The sequence below is a fragment of the Companilactobacillus insicii genome (genome assembly GCF_003946015.1).
Taxonomy (GTDB): domain Bacteria; phylum Bacillota; class Bacilli; order Lactobacillales; family Lactobacillaceae; genus Companilactobacillus; species Companilactobacillus insicii.
The window spans coordinates 1-18,450 of sequence record NZ_RHNU01000005.1 but is presented as its reverse complement, the minus strand read 5'-3'; the positions used below and the strand labels follow the sequence as shown (position 1 = coordinate 18,450).

The window sequence follows — 18,450 nt, the reverse complement described above, 5'->3', positions numbered from 1 at the left end:
ATATAAATGTAATCAGTAGGCGGAGAAAGTTGCATTGTGTAACTCGTTTGAAAAGAGAGAGTGAGTAAAGAATGACATTAACAACTGAAGATTTCGACTACAATTTACCAGAAGAACTAATTGCTCAAACACCAATTAAAGATCGTGATCACTCACGTTTGTTGGTTTTGGATCATGAAACTGGTGAATATCAAGATAAGCATTTTTATGATATTTTGGATTACCTTAATCCTGGGGATGCATTAGTTATGAACAATTCCCGTGTTTTACCAGCTCGTCTATATGGTACAAAAGAAGATACTGATGGTCATGAAGAAGTATTGTTGTTGAATAACATTGAAGGTGATAAGTGGGAAGTTCTTATGAAACCTGCTCGTCGTGCTAAGGTTGGAACTAAAGTTCAATTTGGTGATGGCCAATTGGAAGCTACAGTTTTGGAAGAACTAGAACATGGTGGGAAGATTATTGAATTTCATTATGAGGGTATTTTCTTAGAAATCTTAGAAAAACTAGGTGAAATGCCATTGCCTCCATATATAAAGGAAAAACTTGATGATCCTGATCGTTATCAAACTGTTTATGCCAAAGAAAATGGTTCCGCGGCTGCACCGACTGCCGGTCTTCACTGGACAAAAGACTTGCTTGAGAAGGTTCAAGAAAAAGGTATTAAGCTAGTTTATTTAACTCTCCATGTTGGACTAGGAACATTTAGACCAGTAACAGAATCAGATATTAGTAAGCATGTAATGCATTCAGAATTTTATCGCTTGGATGAGGAATCAGCTAAGACATTGAATGATGTACGTAAAAATGGTGGCAAAATCGTTGCCACTGGTACAACTTCGATTAGAACTTTGGAAACTATCGGAACTAAATTTAACGGTGAGATCAAGGCTGATAGCGGTTGGACAGATATTTTTATTAAACCTGGATACGAGTGGAAAGTAGTTGATGAATTTATTACTAACTTCCATTTACCTAAGTCAACGCTAGTAATGTTAGTTGCAGCGTTTACTGGTAGAGAGAATATCTTGAATGCATATCAACATGCTATTGAAGAGAAATATCGTTTCTTTAGTTTTGGCGATGCAATGTTTATTAAGTAGAATTTAGTAAAAAATTTTTTGAATATAAAAAAGTATAACCGGTTTAGAGAGGGGAATACATGGAACCAGCTGTTAAATATACGTTAATCAAAAAAGAGAAGCATACAGGTGCTCGTCTTGGAAAATTAGAGACACCACATGGTACGTTCGAAACACCTATGTTCATGCCAGTTGGTACTGAAGCTTCTGTTAAAAACATGGCACCAGAAGATTTAGAGAAGATTGGTGCTAGTATTATTTTAGCCAATACGTATCACTTATGGCTCCGCCCTGGTGAGGATATCGTAAAAGAGGCCGGTGGCCTGCATAAGTTTATGAATTGGGACAAGGGTATTCTTACTGATTCCGGTGGATTTCAAGTGTTCTCACTAGCTAATACTCGTGATATTACTGAAGCTGGAGTACATTTTAGGAATCATTTGAATGGACGCAGAGAATTCTTGTCACCTGAAAAGGCAATTAAGATTGAGAATTATTTGGGACCAGATATTATGATGAGTTTGGATGAATGTCCACCATTCTTTGAAAGTTATGATTATATAAAGAAGTCGGTCGAACGTACAAGTCGCTGGGCTGAACGTGGTCTTAAAGCACATCGTAATCCTGATTGGCAGGCATTATTTGGTATTGTTCAAGGTGCTGGGTTTGAAGATTTACGTAAACAAAGTGCAGCTGATTTGGTAAGTATGGATTTCCCAGGTTATTCAATTGGTGGATTGTCTGTTGGAGAGTCTAAAGAGGAAATGAATCATGTCCTAGACTTTACTGCCCCACTGTTGCCAGAGAATAAGCCAAGATATTTGATGGGTGTTGGTTCTACTGATGCATTAGTCGACGGAGTTATTCGTGGTATCGATATGTTTGATTGTGTTCTGCCAACTAGAATTGCTAGAAATGGTACATGTATGACTACTAAGGGTCGCTTAGTTATTAAAAATGCAAAGTATGCACGTGACTTCCGTCCTTTAGATGAGAATTGTGATTGTTACGTATGTCGTAATTACAGCCGTGCTTACATTCGTCATTTAATTAATGCGAATGAATTATTTGGTACACATCTAACTAGTTATCATAATCTTTATTACTTGTTGAACTTAATGAAGGGTGTTCGTCAGGCAATTCGCGATGACAATTTGTTAGAGTTTAGAGAACATGTGTTTGAAGAATATGGTTTAAACAAAGAAAATGCCCGAAATTTCTAATATTATTTTTAATAAAAGGGTAATGTATGTGGTTAGACTTATAAATCTTTGATAACATATAAGTATGTAAAACTATTAAGAGGTGGAAAATTTGAATTATTTAACATTAGGCGCTGCAGCAGGTGGATCATCAACGATTTTCTTAGTATTTATCGTGATCATGTTCGTTGGTATGTACTTTATTTCTATTCGTCCACAAAAGAAGCAACAACAAAAACGTCAAGAAATGCTTAATCAAATGGGCAAAGGAGACAGAGTTGTTACACTTGGTGGTATTAAAGGAAGCATTGCATCAATCGATCGTGACAACAAAGAAGTTGTTGTTGACTGTGATGGTATTTATTTAACATTTGATTTGAACTTTATTCGTAAAGCAACATCAAAAAACGACAAAGTTAAAGTCTCAGAAGATAATAATAAGCCAGAAGCAAAAGAAGAAAAGAAATCTGAAGAAGCTCCTAAAGAAGGAGCCGAAACAGAACAAAAATCTGATGATACTACTAGTGAAGTTAAAGCTGAAACTAGTGAAGAACCAAAAAAGGCTGAAACTACTGATACAACTGAAAAAGCTGAATCAGACGAAAAAACTGAAGAAAAATAGTTATTTAAGATTGAAATTTAAAGATTTCAATCTTTTTTCTTGCCTTAAAGTATGCTCTAAGGTTTACTATTAATTCCGTATGAAAAAACGAAAACTAAAAAGACAATATTACAGATGTTTAATTGTACATGTTGTAAAATATAACTAATGACGCTATCTAAAGGGGTTTGGAAAATGGCTACAGAAAAATCAGCAATTTTTATTATATTTGGGGGTTCTGGTGATTTAGCTCACAGAAAACTCTATCCTGCACTATATCGCATATATAAAGCAGGAATGTTAAAAGATCATTTTGCTGTGATTGGAACTGCTCGTCGTCCATGGAGTGACGAGTATTTCCGCGAAACAGTAATAACTTCGCTTGAGGATATTGATGATGATAAGAATGCAATGGAAGAATTTGCCAAGCATTTCTTCTATCAATCACACAATGTTAATGATTCAGAGCATTACATTGCATTGAAGGAATTAGCTGCTAAATTAGATGATCAATTTGATGCAGGTCATAATCGTGTTTACTATATGGCAATTGCACCTAGATTCTTTGGTACAGTAGCTGAACATATTAAGTCAGAGGGATTGAAGACTGAGGGCGGTTATAATCGTTTAGTTATTGAGAAGCCATTTGGTCGTGATCTTGCTAGTGCTACTGAGTTAAATGATTCATTATCGCGAGTATTCCCAGAAGATGAAGTTTATCGAATCGATCATTATTTAGGCAAAAAAATGATTCAAGAAATTTCTAATATTCGCGTGAAGAACCCTAAGTTTGAAGAAGCTTTGACTAGTGAATATGTATCTAATATTCAAGTGACTTTAGGTGAGTCACTTGGAGTCGAAGATCGTGGTGGATATTATGAGACTTCAGGAGCATTGCGTGATATGATTCAAAATCATATTATGCAAATTATTGGTTCTATTGCTATGGATAAGCCTGAGGAATTGAGTGCTGATGCGGTTCATAAGGTTAAAACTGATTTATTTGCCAGTTTGAAATTATTACAACCCGAAGAAGTTGACAAAGACTTTGTTCGTGGACAATATGATACTGATAAGTTGGGCGAACAAAAAGCCTATCGTGATGAGGATAATGTTGCTGAAGACTCTGAAATTGAGACGTATGTTGCAGGTAAGATTGGATTTAACGACGCACGTTGGAATGGGGTTCCGTTCTATGTTCGCTCTGGAAAACGTATGCCTGCTAAATCTTCCAGAATTGATGTTGTTTTCAATGATAAAGTTTCTAATTTAGGTATTAAACCTAATACGACCGTTAGTTTCTTAATTGAACCAGAGGATGGTCATAGTATCTTAATCAATGGAATCGACTATCTTGAAGCAAATCAAGAATTCATTAAGTTTCCAGAAAATGAGAATTATTTTGATAATGCTCGTGAAGCTTACGAAAGTTTAATTATTGATATTTTAGCGGGTGATCACGTACACTTCACGTTGTGGGATGAATTACAGAGTACTTGGAAGTATATTGATGTCATTAGAAAACAATGGGATTCAGAAAAGCCTGATTTCCCTAATTATCTCAGTGACACAATGGGACCAGAAGCTGCTGATACATTGCTTGAACGCGATGGAAACTCATGGGTTTGGGACGACTAGGCTAGGTGGTGTTTAGCTATCGGATTTTTAAAAATACCAATTAGAATTGAAGAAAATCGAAAAGTCATCCATGTTGACATGGATGCTTTTTTCGCTTCTGTGGAAGAACGTGAACATCCACAGTACAAAAAGAAATGTTTGATTGTGGCTCCAGATCCACGTAAGAATCATCATCATGGAGTTGTTACTACTGCAAATTACAACGCTCGTAAATATGGGGCACATTCTGCAATGCCCGCTCAACAAGCGATAGAATTGATACCACGTGAAAAATTGTTAATAGTTCCACCTAATTTTGAACTTTACCGAAAGACCTCAGATTATATTCATAGTATTTTTGCTGAGGTAACTGATAATTACCAATCAGTTGCATTGGATGAAGCATATCTTGATGTAACAAAAAATAAATTGAATGAACCCAATGTTCTAAAAGTGGCTAATTATATTCAGCAAAAAATTGTTCGAGAAACGCATCTAACTTGTTCAGTGGGAATATCTTATAATAAGTTTTTAGCAAAAATGGCTTCAGACTATCGTAAACCATTTGGACGCACGATAATTTTAGGACAGTATGCTGAGGATTTTTTGAAGCCAATTCCGATTGAAAAATTCAACGGTATCGGTAAGGCTATGCAAAAGAAACTTCATGATATGAATATTTATACTGGTGGAGATTTGCAAAAACTAGATCAAGACGTCTTTATTAATACATTTGGTAAAATGGGTTATGTGATGTTCAGAAGAGTTCATGGCATTGATGATGCCCCGGTTGAAGGACATCGTGCCCGTAAGTCAATAGGTCGTGAGAGAACTTATAATCAAAATTTAGTTTTGAATGAACAAATTGAAAAAGAACTAAAGTTTTTGGCTGACTTAGTTAGTAAAGATTTAAAGAAAAAACGTCAACATGGTAAAACAGTTGTTCTAAAGTTGCGTAATTCAGATTTCGAGACGGTGACTAAACGTATGACATTTCAGGATTATGTTCAGGACAAAAGGGAAATATATCGTATTGCTAAAGAGATTTATGATAAATTAGACATAAGTGATCAAAAGATAAGGTTGCTTGGTATTACAATTACCAATTTAGATCCATTATCTTATGAGGAAGTTTCTTTAAACTTGTTTAATACGGAGGGAAATCAATGAATAGTTTTTCAGATATTGTCGAAACAATTAAAAAGTATGATAAGATTGTTATCTTGCGCCATCAAAATCCAGATCCGGATGCGCTGGGATCACAAACAGGACTTGCTACGGCCTTGCGCACAGCATATCCAGATAAAAAAATATTGATCGGTGGTCATAATGCAGAGGGTCTTAAGTGGTTGTCCACAATGGATGAAGTTACTGATGATGACTATGAAGGAGCTCTAGTTATTGCAGTTGATACGGCGAATACACCACGTGTTGATGATGACCGTTTTAATAATGGTGACTTTTTAATTAAGATAGATCATCATCCAAATGACGAAGCCTATGGGGATCAATTATTTGTTAATGACGATGCAAGTTCATGTTCAGAAATTATTGCTGACTTAATTGATTCGACTGATGAACTAACTTTGACTAAATCTGTTGCGTATTATTTATATGCTGGTATAGTAGGTGATACTGGTCGCTTTATGTATCCATCTACAACAGAGCATACAATGAATATTGCTGCTGAGCTTATTGGTCTAGGTATTGATTTTTCTGGAATTAATCAAAGTATGAATGAAATCACTTTGGCACAGGCCAAATTACAAGGTGAATTATTTAACCGATTAAAGGTCGATGAATCAGGTGCTGCGGTTGCTGTGATCGACTTGGATCTAATGAAGAAGTTGGGTATAAACCAAGAAAAAGCTAACTCAGTTGTTTCCACACCAGGACGTTTGCACGAGGTGATGTCTTGGTTAGAAGCTGTTCAAAAGGACGATGGTACTTTTAGGATGCATTTGCGTTCTCAAGGTCCAGTAATTAATGAATTAGCTAAGGAACACGATGGCGGCGGACATCCATTAGCTAGTGGTGCAAATGCTAAGGATTTGGATGAAGTAAACCAAATGTTTAAGGAACTGATTGAAATCGTTAAAGATTTCAAATCGAAGGGTGAATAGATGACTAAATTTTCACAATATAATTTTAATGATGCGATTAATAAGTCGCTTAAAGAGATTCACTTTGATGAACCTACTCCGGTTCAAGAAGCGGTAATCTCACTTATTAATAAGAAGAAAGACATTATTGTTCAATCAGAAACTGGTTCTGGTAAGACTCATGCTTTCTTATTACCAATCTTGAATTCAATTACTAAGGATCAAACCGTTCAGGCGTTGATTGCTACTCCTAGTAGAGAGTTAGCTTATCAAATTTATGAGGATACACAGGCTATCCTTAAGAACTATCCTGAAGAGTATAATGCTTTTATTTATGTTGGTGGTGCTGATCGAGATCGTCAAAAGAGAAAGCTGGAAGCACATCAACCTCAGATTGCTATTGGTACTCCTGGTAGATTATGGGATATGATTCGTGAGAATGACTTACATGTTGATGATGTTCAACGTTTTGTAGTTGATGAAGCAGATATGACTTTGGATATGGGATTCTTAGATGATATTGACCATATTGCTAGCAAAATGCCTGAGAATCACGAAATGATGGTGTTCTCAGCTACTATTCCACAACGATTAGAACCTTTCTTGAAGAAGTATATGAAGGGTCCTCAACGAGTTGAAATTAAGAATTCTAATGTTATTGCAAAGAACGTTGAGAACTGGTTAATGTTTGCGCATGGTCGTGATAAAAAAGAAATGATTTATCAATTAATGACCTTGGGTTCACCTTATCTAGCACTTATATTTGCTAATACTAAAAAGTCAGTTGATGAAATATATAACTATTTAAAATCTAAGGGATTAAAAGTTGCTAGAATTCATGGTGGCTTAACTCCACGTGAAAGAAAACGTGTAATGAAGCAAGTTGAAAATATGGAATTTCAATTTGTCGTTGCTACTGATTTGGCAGCACGTGGAATTGATATTAATGGTGTATCTCATGTTATCAACGCCGAGATACCTGATGATTTAGATTTCTTTATTCATCGTGTAGGTAGGACTGGCCGTAACAAGATGTCAGGAATTGCCATTACTTTGTATAATCCTGGTGAAGAGAATAAGATTGCTGAATTGGAACACATGGGTATCAAGTTTTTACCAAAAGATTTGAAGAATGGTGAAATTGTTGAAGCATATGACAGAGATCGTAGAACTCAACGTCATGCTACACAAGAAAAACTTGATCCAAAATTAGTTGGATTCGTTAAAAAACAAAAAACAAAGAGGAAACCTGGATACAAAAAGAAGATTAGACAAGCTATATCAACTGATAAACGTCAAAAGAACCGAATTAAGAATCGTCAGGCTATGAAGGCGCAAAGAGACAAGCGTCGTGGAAGTTAGTAGTTGACTTTTTTTCAATCGGTAGTTAATATTTTCTTTGGATATATCTAACTACCAAACCTATCAGAGAAGGCTGCCGGTGTGAATGCCTAGGTTATTGGTTGTTAGGTGCTACCAATTAAAATGTAAATAATTAATTGTTGAGAGGCTAACGAAAATCGTTGCAAACAAGGTGGTACCGCGCAGTGGCGTCCTTGGTTATGCAACGATTTTCTCTTTTTTAAGGGGAGAAAAAATGAAAAATTTATCAAGTGCTGAAATTAGAAAGATGTTTTTGGACTTCTTTCAAACAAAGGGTCATACAATTGAACCCAGTGCATCACTAGTACCAGTTAATGATCCCACTTTACTATGGGTCAACTCTGGTGTTGCTACATTGAAGAAGTATTTTGATGGTACAGTGATTCCCAAGAATCCACGTATCACTAATGCTCAAAAGTGTATTCGTACGAACGATATTGAAAATGTCGGAAAAACTGCACGTCATCAAACATTCTTTGAAATGCTTGGTAACTTTTCAGTTGGTGATTACTTCAAGAAGGAAGTAATTCCTTGGGCCTTTGAATTCTTAACAAGTCCAGAATGGTTGGATATGGATAAGGATTTACTATATATAACAACTTACCCTAAAGATATTGAAACTCAAAAACTTTGGGCAGAAGTCGGAATTGCCCAAGATCACATTTTAAAAATTGAGGATAACTTCTGGGATATTGGTGAAGGACCTTGTGGACCTGATTCAGAAATATTCTATGATCGTGGTCAAAGTTTCAATAATTTGGCTGAAGACGATCCAGAAAATTATCCTGGTGGAGAAAATGAAAGATACCTTGAAGTATGGAACATTGTTTTCTCAGAATTAAATCATTTACCAAGTGGTAAGTATGTAGAACAACCACATAAGAATATTGATACGGGTATGGGACTAGAACGATTAGTTTCGATTCTTCAAGGTACTAAGACTAACTTTGAAACAGATTTATTTAAACCTATCATTGATCATGTTGAGACATTGAGTGATGGTCGTAAATATGGAACTAGCAAGGAAGATGACATTTCATTCAAGATTATTGCTGACCATGCTAGAACCGTTTCATTTGCCGTGGGTGACGGAGCATTGCCTTCAAATGAAGGTCGAGGATATGTTATTCGTCGTTTAATCAGACGTGCGGTTCTAAACGGTAAGAAGCTTGGTATTGACGGACCATTCCTATACAAACTAGTTCCAATTGTTGGTCAAATCATGGAAAGTTATTATCCTGAAGTTAGTCAACAAAAAGAATTTATTGCTAAGACGATTGAATTAGAAGAGAAACGTTTTTCTGAAACATTAAACGATGGTTTATCATTATTAAATGGTATAATTGATTCTCTTCGTAAGAGTAATGAAAAGGTAATTGACGGTGCTGATGCCTTTAAACTTTATGATACTTATGGTTTCCCATTAGAGATGACACGTGAGTACGCTCATGACGAAGGTCTTGAAGTAGATGAAAATGGCTTCAAAGAAAATATGGAAGAGCAAAAGCAACGTGCACGTTCAGCTCGTGGAACTTTACAATCAATGGGTATGCAGGATGAAACTTTAATGGAAATTAAGACACCAAGTGAGTTTGTTGGTTATGATAACAACGAAATCAAGGCTACATTGAAGGATATTGTTGTAAATGACTCAGAAGTGGAATCTGTTAGTGAAGGTCAGGCACAATTAATTTTTGACAAGACGCCATTTTACGCTGAAATGGGTGGACAAGTAGCTGATATTGGTGGTATCTATGATATGAATGGTAACCAAGTTGCTGAAGTTACTGATGTCCAACATGCGCCAAACGGTCAAAATATTCATATTGTTACAGTTTCAAGTGCATTAAACAAGAATGCTGAGTATGATCTTAAGATTGACGGGGAATTCCGTGAAAAAGTTCGTCACAATCACACTGCGACCCATTTATTGGATCAAGCATTGCGTGAAGTAGTTGGAGATAGAACACATCAAGCTGGTTCATTAGTGGAGCCAGGTTACTTAAGATTTGATTTTAATAGTAATCAAGCACTAACTTCAGATCAAATTAGTAAACTTGAAAAGATTGTAAATGAAAAAATTTGGGATGCCATTCCTGTTAAGACAGAAGTATTACCAATTGAAGAGGCTAAGAAGAGAAAGGGAGCAATCGCAATGTTTAGCGAGAAGTACGGTGATATCGTACGTGTCGTTGAGATTGATGATTATTCAGTTGAATTCTGTGGTGGTACACATGCACGTAATACTTCAGAATTAGGATTGTTCAAGATTACTTCAGAATCTGCAATTGGATCAGGTATTCGAAGAGTTGAAGCTGTTACTGGTGAGGAAGCCTTTGAATATCTAAGCAGCCAACTACAATTGTTACAAGAAACAGCCAGAAACATGAAAGTTAATCAACTAAAAGATGTACCATCACGTGCATCACAATTAGTTGATGAGAATAAAGCATTAACCCGTGATAACCAAAACTTGAAGTTAAAACTTACAAGTCAGAAGTCAGCTGAAATCTTTAATAATGTTGAAGAAATCAATGATTTCAAAGTTATTGCTAATGTAATTCCAGCAGATATGGCAGCATTAAGACAATTAGCTGATAAATGGAAGAATGATCAAAGTTCTGATATTTTAGTATTAGGTGGTAGTGCCGATAAAAAAGCTAGTCTTGTTGTAGCCGTAAATAAGGGCGCACAAAGCCGTGGAGTTAAAGCTGGGGACGTCATTAAGAAGATTGCTAAAGAGATTCAAGGTGGCGGTGGCGGTCGTCCGGATATGGCTCAAGCTGGTGGAAAAAATCCTGCTGGTCTTACAAATGCGTTACAATTAGCCAAAGATGTTATTAAATCTTATTAAAGTGGGCTATAATTGTAATGAATCTTTCTGGTCACTTAAATTTTTGCTATATGGAGGTTTGCCATGAGTTCACTTGATAAAACAATGAGTTTTGATTTTAATGAAAACAAAGGCAAGGACGTCAAAGAAACATTGCAAAGTGTTTACCAATCACTAGAAGAAAAGGGATATAATCCAATTAACCAAATTGTTGGATATCTATTGTCTGGTGACCCTGCCTATATTCCACGTCATAATGACGCTAGAAACCTGATTTTAAAACATGAACGAGATGAGATAATCGAAGAACTAGTTAAGAGTTATCTCAACCAGGATAAATAATGCGTTTATTGGGATTAGACGTTGGCTCCAGAACCGTTGGCGTAGCCGTAAGTGACTTGCTGGGGTGGACTGCCCAAGGTGTTGAAATTATTCGAATCAATGAAGACAAAGAAGAATTTGGTTTGGATAGACTAGGTGAAATCATTAAGGAAAAACAGGCAACTGGTGTTGTCTTAGGATTACCTAAAAATATGAATAACACCGAAGGACCTAGAGCAGAGAAATCTCGTGAATATGGAGAAATGGTAGTAGATAAATTTAACTTACCAATTGATTTTATTGACGAGCGACTAACAACTGTTCAAGCAGAAAGAATGTTAGTTGATGAAGCAAATGTTTCACGCAGTAAAAGAAAGAAAGTTATCGATAAAATTGCTGCAGAGATGATTTTACAAAATTATCTCGATGCAAAAGGTAAATTAACAAAAGAATAGTCAGGTTATAAACCTGTTTGAGGTGATATTTATGAATGAAAATCCAGAATCACCAAAAGATTTGGATGAAGTTACATTAAGTGACGATCAAGGTAATGAAGAAGTATATAAGATTCTTTTTACATTTGATTCAGAGGATTACGGTAAGTCTTATGTCTTCCTATATCCTAAAGCAGATGAAGATTCTGATGAAGTAGAACTTCAAGCTTACTCATTTGAGCCAGATGAAAATGGTGATGTTACTGCTGGTGATCTTCTTCCTATTGAAGACCCAGAAGAATGGGACATGGTTCAAGAAGTTTTGAATACTTTCACGTCAGATGACGGTCAAGATCAATAGTTTAGTAAAAACCATGGATCGATTTATTTATTGATCCATGGTTTTTGGAACTTTTTATTAAGGGGATATAATGCTGAGTCTGTTACTTATTTTATTTTTAGTCTATGGTTTTTACGTTGGTGCCCGACGTGGACTAGCTATGCAAGCATTTTTTACAGTTGGATATGCGATTTTCTTTGGAATCGCTTTGTTGTCCTTCAAAGCATTAGGACCAAAATTTGAGATGATTGTTCCTTATCCTTCTGCTAGTTTGGGAAGTGAGTTTGCTTTCTTCTCAACTAAAGTAGGAATGGAATTGGATGATGCATTTTATCGTGCCTTTGCTTTTATCTTCGTGTGTTTTATTGGATGGATAATTGTAAGATTTGCTGGACTTTATTTTAAACGTCTAACTTATTATCCAATGTTTAATGATGTTAATCTATTGAGTGGAGGAATCTTAGGGTTACTTGTCACTTATGTGGCAGTATTTATGATTCTTTTAATGTTTGCGATGATTCCAGTAAGCGGAATCCAGAATGCTTTACAACACTCATTTGTAGCTTCAACAATGATTCGAAGTACACCGGTCTTAACTGCAATGTTGACTGAATTATGGATATAAAAATTAATAATTGGGCTGAAACAATTTAATTTGTTTCAGCCTTCTTTTATACGTATAAGGGAGTAGATATGAATAATAAAGCATTAAATGTATTAGAATTTGACAAAATCAAAGCTGAAATTGGCAGATTTCTAATTACATCACGTGGGAATACTCTTCTAAAAAAACTTATGCCCATGTCTGTCGAGTCAATCGTACAGCGTTTGATTGATCAAACAAAAGATGGGATGGATATTGTTCGGTTAAAGGGTGAGATTCCAGTTAGAAAATTAGCTGATTTGCATGATCAAGCAAATAGGCTAAAAAAAGATGGTAATTTAAATGGAACTGAATTAGCTTCAATTGGTGAAGTACTAAAGAATACTGGTGAGTTAAAAGAGTTCTTTGAAAAATTAAAAGATGATGAAGTTGATCTTCGTCAACTATATGATCTAAATGAAAAGTTAATTGATAATCCAAGTTTAACGGCTAGAATTACTAAATCAGTTGATGATACTGGTCGAGTATTAGATACAGCTTCTGATGACTTGAAGTATATTCGTGAACAAATAAGTCGATTAAATGATGAAATTAGAAGTTCCATGGAACGATATACTCGTGGTAAAGGAACTAAGTATCTAACCGAGTCAATTGTCACATTGCGTGATGATAGGTTTGTTGTTCCTGTAAAAACTGAGTATCGTTCTAAATTTGGCGGTGTAGTGCACGACCAAAGTGCCAGTGGACAAACTCTTTATATTGAACCAGAAGCTATTGTAGGGCTTAATAATCGTTTACACGATGCACAAACTTCTGAAAAACTCGAAGAGATTCGTGTTTTGAACCAGTTATCAGATCTAGTACGTCCCGAGATAGATAATATTGTTAAAAATAATGAGGTTCTTGGAGAATTTGATTTAATTAATGCTAAAGCTAAATATGCAAATCAAATTAAGGGTACTGAACCACTTATTTCTGAGAATCATGTAGTTGATTTGAAAGAGGCAAAGCATCCACTGATTGATCCTGATCGTGTTATTGCCAATGATATTATAATTGGTGATGATTACAAAACCATGCTTATTACTGGTCCAAATACTGGTGGTAAAACTATTACTATGAAGACCTTAGGATTGATTCAAGCAATGGCTCAAGCGGGATTATTTATCCCTGCACATGAGGAAAGTCAGATTGCCGTATTTGATGAGATATTTGTTGATATTGGTGATGAACAATCTATTGAGCAGAATTTAAGTACATTCTCATCTCATATGGATAACATTATTAATATTATGCATAAGGTGTCAGAACGTAGTTTGGTATTGATTGATGAGTTAGGTGCTGGTACTGATCCTCAAGAAGGTGCAGCAATAGCAATTGCTATTTTGGAAAAATTGTCTAAATCGCATTGTGTAATTATGGCAACGACTCATTATCCTGAATTGAAAGTATATGCATACAATACGACTGAGACAATCAATGCAAGTATGGAATTTGATGAGAAATCATTGAAGCCAACTTATCGCTTAATGATTGGTATTCCCGGTTCAAGTAATGCGTTTAATATTGCTGCCAGATTGGGAATGAATAAGGATGTTGTCAATCGTGGGCAAAGCTTGATGAGTGGTGAAAGTCAGGATCTTAATAATATGATTAAGGATCTCGAAAATCGTCGTAAAGAGTTCGAAAAGAAAAATGAAGATTTGAATTCACAATTAACTCACAATAAGCAAATTGAAGAAGATTATGAGCAGAAGCGTCTTGAGTTAGACAACTCTAAGGAATCAGAGCTTCAAGCTGCTAAAGTTAGAGCAAATCAGATTGTATCTAAATCTCGTAAGGAATCCGACAAGATTATTGACCGCCTTCGTAAACTGGAGCAAGCTGGAGTGACAGTTAAAGAAGACCAAATTATTTCAGCTAAAACTGGACTTAAGAATCTTCATCAAGATGAAGCAGTGAAGAAGAATAAAGTTCTTAGACGTAATAAGCGTAAGCAAGCTCTTAAAGTTGGTGATGAGGTCAAGGCACTTACATATGGTCAAATTGGTACGATTGTTAGAAAAGACAAGAATGATCAATATGAAGTTCAACTTGGTATTTTAAAGATGAAGTTTTCTGGTGATGATCTTGAAAAGACAGATGCTAATCCTGAGGAATCTGAAAAGAAACCAACAATGGTTAAGAGAACTAAAAGTTCGGGATTATCCAGCAAGTTGGATCTTCGTGGTAAGAGATATGAAGAAGCAATGACAGAATTAGATCAGTATATTGATTCGGCTTTACTAGCTGGTTATAATCAAGTTACAATCGTTCATGGATTTGGTACCGGCGTTATCAGAAAAGGTGTTACAAAATATTTGCAACGAAACCCACGAGTTAAATCATTTGGATATGCTCCGGCTAGTTCTGGTGGTTCAGGTGCCACAATCGTTGATTTGTAATCTCAATACAAAATATTTCCTTGTAATGTATGGAAGTGTTAATATTTTATGGACAGAGTATAAAGAGGAGTGATTTTATGGTTGATGAACTAACAGATAAGGATTTTGAGGAAGAAACAAAAGATGGCGTTGTAATTACAGACTTTTGGGCAACTTGGTGTGGTCCTTGTCGTATGCAATCTCCAGTAATTGAACAATTGTCAGAAGAAAATGACGCTGTTAAGTTTACAAAGATGGATGTTGATGCTAATCCAAAGACACCAGAATCATTCGGAATTATGGCTATTCCAACATTAGTTATCAAAAAAGATGGCGAAGTTGTTGAGAAGTTAACTGGATTCCATAGCAAAGCTCAATTAGCTAAAATTCTTGATGGTTATACAGATTAAATTTTTAGTTAAATAAGTTGCATAAAAAAAGATGCTTAGGCGGTTTTGCCTAAGCATCTTTTTTGTTGTAAACTTTAGTTTCGATCAATTTGAACCTTAATTGAAACACTTTTTGCTTTGCTGTTAACGGTATATGTTCCCAAACAGAAAGCCTCAATAGTCTTTTCGACAGTTTCAGTAATTATTCCGGTTTCGAGTGAGAATTCTGGATTGTCATTGTTAAGATTAAAACGTTGTTCTACTTCAGGACCAGTCAAAGTATATTGGTAACTGTTTTTAGTTTGCTTAGTAATTTCCAATTTTCCCAAACCAGCTTTTGAGAATAATTCAGGTAGGCTTGTCATATCAAGAATTAATTGTCTACTTAGATTTTTTCCAGCCCAGTAAAGTAGTTCCACAGTGTCTTTGTCCAACAGATCAGGGAGAACGAAATCGCGGAGTACTGAAACGGCAAAATAACTTTCAGTTAACTCATCTGCATTCTCACCATTTTTTCCAGGTTTCAAAACGTCAGGGATGTCAGTTAACTCTTCTTCATTATTTTTTGAAGCATTCTTAGTTTTTGCGGCCATTATTTTTACTCCTTTTTCTAGACAATTTATTATATCATTAGACTATTAGGTTTTTAAGCTATTGTATAACACCAAGCATAAGAATTTTAATTAAATTAAGAAATAAAAAAATTAGAGGGTGCATTATGAGTGATAAAAGACCAATCGGCTTATTAGACTCAGGATTAGGTGGTCTAACGGTCACTAAAGAAGTCATCAAACAAATGCCCAATGAAGATATTGTGTTCATTGGCGATGAAGCTAGAATGCCTTATGGCGTTAAAACTAAAGAACAAATTACTGAATATACACGTGAATTGGTAAAATATCTTATTTCGCAAGATGTTAAAGTTATCATTTATGCTTGTAATACAGCAACAGCTAATGCATTGCCGACATTAAAAAATGAATTCTCCATTCCTATGTTTGGTGTAATTCAACCGGGTGCTGTTGCAGCCAGTTTGAGTACGAAAACGAAGTATGTAGGAGTTATTGGCACAGAGGCTACTATTAATTCTAAAAGTTACAGTAAGGCAATTGAAGCTAATGATCCGGAGATTAAAGTTTTAGGCATTGCCGCACAAAAATTTGTTTCTTTTGTAGAAAATGATGAAGCAGATTCAGATGATGCCAAAAAAAATATTGCCGAGACTTTGGCACCCTACAAAGATCCAAAGTACGATACTCTAGTGTTGGGATGTACACATTTTCCAATGTTGAAACCTCAGATCCGCGAAGTATTGGGAAACAAAATCAATCTCGTTGATTCAGGTGTTGAAACTGTATCTTATGTGAAAGATTATTTGGAAGCTAATTATTTATTAACTGATAATAATAAAAATGGCAGTATCAAATTACATGCTACTGGTGGGATCAAGGAATTTAAACGACTGGCCAAAGATTGGTTGAATATACCCGTTGATGAAATAAGTTTAGTTAATTTGGGAGATAATAAATGAAAGAAATAATCATTGCTACAAAGAATCCTAATAAAGCAAAAGAATTTAAAAAGATATTTGATGAATCTGAATTTGAATTAAAAACTTTGTTGGATTTTCCTGATTTTCCAGATGTCAGAGAAACTGGCTCAACTTTTGAAGAGAATGCCAAACTAAAGGCACATGCCGTTATGGAAAAATTTAATTTACCTACAATTGCAGATGATTCTGGGTTGGAAGTGGATGCACTGTTTGGCCAACCAGGTATATATTCGGCCCGCTATGCTGGAGACCACAATGATGCAGCAAATAATGCAAAACTATTGTCAGAATTAGGTGGCATTCCCTTAGAAAAAAGAACCGCAAGGTTTGTAACTACTCTAGTTTTTTCTAATCCAAAGAATGATGAAGATTTGGTCGTTGAAGGTGAGGTTAAAGGCCTCATTGCAACTTTACCAGAAGGTGATGATGGATTTGGTTATGATCCATTGTTTTATTTACCAGAGATGAAAAAAACTATGGGACAAATTTCAATGGACGAAAAGAATCAAATCAGTCACCGAGGACGTGCTATTAGAAAGCTCGAGAATGAATGGCAAAATTGGATTAATTGGTAATTAATTGCCGTAAAATTGTTATAATGCTAGTATAAAGTACGAGATCATAGAGAGCGTATACAGGAGGATTACATTATGACATTGGGACAAATTGCAGGACTTATAGCTGCTTTGGCTTTTGTAGTTTTGGTATTGTATTTAGCTAAAACACTTATTTCAACAGCAAAGCTATTGAATGAGTTACAAGATACAGTTAAGGAAACAACTAAGATGGTTGCGGTGCTTTCAAAGAATACTGATGATATCATGCAACAAACTAATCAATTGGTTGATAAAACTAATACTTTGATGGACGATGTTAACAGTAAATCTGGCAAGTTGAATCCATTATTTGATACAGTTGAGAATTTGGGTAAAAAATCAGCAAATGCTACTGCTGAGAAGCCAAGTTCAGGATTTGGATTACAAAATATTATGACAGTCGGTAATGCAGCAACACTTGTTAAAACGATTGCCAAGTTTATGCCAAGAAAGAAGAGATAACTATGAAAAATCATCAATTTTTACTTGGAATAGTTTTGGGTAGTGCCGCAGGTTATGCAGCCTCGAAATACTTAACTAGTGAATCTGGACAGGCTGTATTGGAGAATATTAAAACCATTCGCGGTGATTTTAATAATGGCGGTGTTGGTTTTGCCGGTAATAATGATTTGGTGAATAACTTTACCGAAAAGACAGATGCACTAAAAGATCAGATGCTTGCCACAGCAGATAAAATTCGTGAAGATGAAGATTCTTCGGACATCGTTTTTGACGAAGGTGATTTGGAAACAAATTCGACTAAATCAAAAACTGATGATAATGATTCAGATGAGTAATAATAAAAGCCATCAGACAGCCGTCTGATGGCTTTTACTATTACATTATTGTGATAAATAAACCACAAGTTTTACTTGTGGGGGTTAGTAAAGTCTTTAGCTAAAAAAACACCCTTTCGGTATACTGTTTATCGGCTACCAACCAAAATAAACAGAGCGAGAGGATGTTTT

The 18,450-nt window shown here is 35.4% G+C and carries 18 protein-coding genes and 1 pseudogene; 18 read left to right on the top strand and 1 reads right to left on the bottom strand.

All coding sequences use genetic code 11. The features are described 5' to 3' along the window. Nucleotides 1–71 precede the first annotated feature (71 nt). The 14 genes from queA (at nucleotide 72) to trxA (ending at nucleotide 15,355) form a co-directional block, all read left to right on the top strand. Nucleotides 72–1,106 (top strand): tRNA preQ1(34) S-adenosylmethionine ribosyltransferase-isomerase QueA, encoded by a 1,035-nt coding sequence (gene queA, locus EKM79_RS02575; protein ID WP_125565599.1) that lies wholly within the window; start codon nucleotides 72–74, stop codon nucleotides 1,104–1,106. Nucleotides 1,107–1,165: 59 nt separating this feature from the next. Next, entirely contained in the window at nucleotides 1,166–2,308 is a 1,143-nt protein-coding gene (tgt, locus tag EKM79_RS02570; protein WP_125565597.1) for a tRNA guanosine(34) transglycosylase Tgt, read from the top strand. Nucleotides 2,309–2,399: 91 nt separating this feature from the next. Then, entirely contained in the window at nucleotides 2,400–2,909 is a 510-nt protein-coding gene (yajC, locus tag EKM79_RS02565) for a preprotein translocase subunit YajC (protein WP_125565595.1), read from the top strand. 174 nt (nucleotides 2,910–3,083) lie between these two features. Continuing rightward, the gene (zwf, locus tag EKM79_RS02560; protein ID WP_125565593.1) at nucleotides 3,084–4,526 is read left to right on the top strand and encodes a glucose-6-phosphate dehydrogenase; all 1,443 of its coding nucleotides are present in this window, start codon (nucleotides 3,084–3,086) and stop codon (nucleotides 4,524–4,526) included. Between the two features lie 18 nt (nucleotides 4,527–4,544). Then, nucleotides 4,545–5,675 carry a DNA polymerase IV gene (gene dinB / locus EKM79_RS02555; protein ID WP_125565591.1) on the top strand — a complete coding sequence of 377 codons (1,131 nt, stop codon included), beginning with the start codon at nucleotides 4,545–4,547 and terminating at the stop codon, nucleotides 5,673–5,675. After that, nucleotides 5,672–6,628: a DHH family phosphoesterase gene (locus tag EKM79_RS02550; protein ID WP_125565590.1), complete on the top strand. Its 957-nt coding sequence runs from the start codon at nucleotides 5,672–5,674 to the stop codon at nucleotides 6,626–6,628. Before dinB ends, EKM79_RS02550 begins: the two co-directional genes overlap by 4 nt. Further along, nucleotides 6,629–7,969, top strand: a complete 1,341-nt coding sequence (locus EKM79_RS02545) for a DEAD/DEAH box helicase (protein WP_125565588.1) — start codon at nucleotides 6,629–6,631, stop codon at nucleotides 7,967–7,969. Between the two features lie 235 nt (nucleotides 7,970–8,204). After that, nucleotides 8,205–10,844: an alanine--tRNA ligase gene (gene alaS / locus EKM79_RS02540; protein ID WP_125565586.1), complete on the top strand. Its 2,640-nt coding sequence runs from the start codon at nucleotides 8,205–8,207 to the stop codon at nucleotides 10,842–10,844. Nucleotides 10,845–10,907: 63 nt separating this feature from the next. Continuing rightward, nucleotides 10,908–11,165 carry an IreB family regulatory phosphoprotein gene (locus tag EKM79_RS02535; RefSeq protein WP_076613517.1) on the top strand — a complete coding sequence of 86 codons (258 nt, stop codon included), beginning with the start codon at nucleotides 10,908–10,910 and terminating at the stop codon, nucleotides 11,163–11,165. Continuing rightward, nucleotides 11,165–11,599 (top strand): Holliday junction resolvase RuvX, encoded by a 435-nt coding sequence (gene ruvX, locus EKM79_RS02530; protein WP_125565584.1) that lies wholly within the window; start codon nucleotides 11,165–11,167, stop codon nucleotides 11,597–11,599. The genes EKM79_RS02535 and ruvX overlap by 1 nt, the downstream gene beginning before the upstream one ends. A 31-nt stretch (nucleotides 11,600–11,630) precedes the next feature. Further along, complete coding sequence (locus EKM79_RS02525) at nucleotides 11,631–11,939, top strand: DUF1292 domain-containing protein (protein ID WP_125565582.1); 309 nt, start codon at nucleotides 11,631–11,633, stop codon at nucleotides 11,937–11,939. 70 nt (nucleotides 11,940–12,009) lie between these two features. Then, entirely contained in the window at nucleotides 12,010–12,543 is a 534-nt protein-coding gene (locus EKM79_RS02520) for a CvpA family protein (protein ID WP_125565580.1), read from the top strand. A 68-nt stretch (nucleotides 12,544–12,611) separates the two neighbouring features. Further along, a complete protein-coding gene (locus tag EKM79_RS02515) occupies nucleotides 12,612–14,966 on the top strand; it encodes an endonuclease MutS2 (RefSeq protein ID WP_125565578.1) in 2,355 nt (784 codons plus the stop codon). A gap of 77 nt (nucleotides 14,967–15,043) precedes the next feature. Next, complete coding sequence (gene trxA / locus EKM79_RS02510) at nucleotides 15,044–15,355, top strand: thioredoxin (RefSeq protein ID WP_125565576.1); 312 nt, start codon at nucleotides 15,044–15,046, stop codon at nucleotides 15,353–15,355. A 74-nt stretch (nucleotides 15,356–15,429) separates the two neighbouring features. Here the strand turns inward: trxA and EKM79_RS02505 are convergent, their stop codons facing one another. Next, entirely contained in the window at nucleotides 15,430–15,927 is a 498-nt protein-coding gene (locus EKM79_RS02505) for a DUF2507 domain-containing protein (protein WP_125565574.1), read from the bottom strand. A gap of 125 nt (nucleotides 15,928–16,052) precedes the next feature. Here EKM79_RS02505 and murI point away from each other — a divergent pair, with 125 nt between their 5' ends. The 4 genes and pseudogenes from murI (at nucleotide 16,053) to EKM79_RS02485 (ending at nucleotide 18,279) form a co-directional block, all read left to right on the top strand. Continuing rightward, nucleotides 16,053–16,865, top strand: coding sequence for a glutamate racemase (gene murI, locus EKM79_RS02500; RefSeq protein WP_125565572.1), 813 nt, complete (start codon nucleotides 16,053–16,055; stop codon nucleotides 16,863–16,865). After that, a pseudogene (locus EKM79_RS02495) lies at nucleotides 16,865–17,461 on the top strand (XTP/dITP diphosphatase); the annotation flags it as partial. The gene murI and the pseudogene EKM79_RS02495, both read left to right, overlap by 1 nt. A 75-nt stretch (nucleotides 17,462–17,536) precedes the next feature. Continuing rightward, nucleotides 17,537–17,944, top strand: coding sequence for a DUF948 domain-containing protein (locus tag EKM79_RS02490; RefSeq protein ID WP_125565567.1), 408 nt, complete (start codon nucleotides 17,537–17,539; stop codon nucleotides 17,942–17,944). Between the two features lie 2 nt (nucleotides 17,945–17,946). Next, nucleotides 17,947–18,279 (top strand): YtxH domain-containing protein, encoded by a 333-nt coding sequence (locus EKM79_RS02485; RefSeq protein ID WP_125565565.1) that lies wholly within the window; start codon nucleotides 17,947–17,949, stop codon nucleotides 18,277–18,279. Nucleotides 18,280–18,450 lie beyond the last annotated feature (171 nt).